We start from the raw sequence: 1,203 nt of genomic DNA on the forward strand, positions 1-1,203 counted from the left end.
CATTACATGTATTTATATCTTGCCTATTCATTAATCATTAAAAAAAGCCCTTTTTTAATGAAAATTAATGAAGTGACTGGCTATCTTAATTTCTCGATCAAGTTACCTTGATGGTGAAGTTAAGGTAGCTTTTTTTATTAAAATGGTAAGCGTATTTAAGAAAGGGGTGAAAATACGCTGTAGAAAGAGTTAGAAAAATCCTTGTATAAATTAATGAAAGCTATGAAATTTTGGTCATTTAGTTGGAAAACATTGCTTACAAGCACATAAGGTAGTAAATAAACAAACCATGATAGGAACTATGAGGAGAGTGTGACAATGAAAATGTATGTAAAAGAGCTAGGAAATCGAAGAATCCAAATTGCAGATTACCCAGGAACGAAAGGGACAATCATTGCTATACATGGTTTAACGGGTAATCATAAGCAAATGCATTATTATGCGGAAATGCTAAAAGGAGAGTACCGGGTCATTTCCATTGACTTGAGAGGGAGAGGGAATAGTTCAGAAACAGATGAGCATACTTCTCTTTTCAAACATGCAGAAGATATTATTGCGTTAATCCAAGAATTAGACATTGAAAATCCAATTTTAATGGGGTATTCAATGGGAGCTTTCATATCAGCGGTTGTAGCTAGTAAATTAAATCAAGTAAAAGGCTTAATTATACTGGATGGTGCCGCTACTTCAACTCAACAACAAAGGGACATAGTACAACCATCACTTGGAAGGTTAAGCAAAAAATATGAATCCCAGAAAAGTTATGTCGCAGAAATTAAGGAAATCTATAATCGGTTGGGTGTTAAATGGACGGACCATCTGCAAAGTGTGGTAGAGTATGAGGTTCATGAAGTAAATGGTGGCTGGGAGAATAAGTCATCTGAATATAGTATTCTTGCAGATTTCAATAGTTTTTATTCATTTGTCCCTAAAGAAGTATGTACACAAATTAACTGCAAAGCCTTATTAGTCTATGCTAGTGGCAAAATTGGAGATTTCCCCCCATTATTTTATGAAGAAGCTTATGAAGATACGAAGAAATATACTGCGGATCTTGAAACCATTGTTTCAAAGTGCAATCACTATACAATGGTGTTTGAAAATAGAGAGGAGATTAATGAAGCGATAAAGTCATTCTTAAAACGAATTTGATTTTTTTGAAGATATTTTTTTTTTAAAAAAACCTTGAAATTAACTGAAAAT

The 1,203-nt window shown here is 33.2% G+C and carries 1 protein-coding gene; it reads left to right on the plus strand.

Features of this window, described 5'->3' with window-relative positions; translation table 11 throughout:
• The first annotated feature begins 318 nt into the window (after positions 1–318).
• Positions 319–1,152 carry an alpha/beta fold hydrolase gene (locus tag ACFWE9_RS26995; RefSeq protein WP_230156636.1) on the plus strand — a complete coding sequence of 278 codons (834 nt, stop codon included), beginning with the start codon at positions 319–321 and terminating at the stop codon, positions 1,150–1,152.
• The last annotated feature ends 51 nt before the right edge of the window (positions 1,153–1,203 follow it).

The sequence above is a fragment of the Peribacillus sp. NPDC060253 genome (assembly GCF_042727425.1).
Taxonomy (GTDB): Bacteria; Bacillota; Bacilli; order Bacillales; family DSM-1321; genus Peribacillus.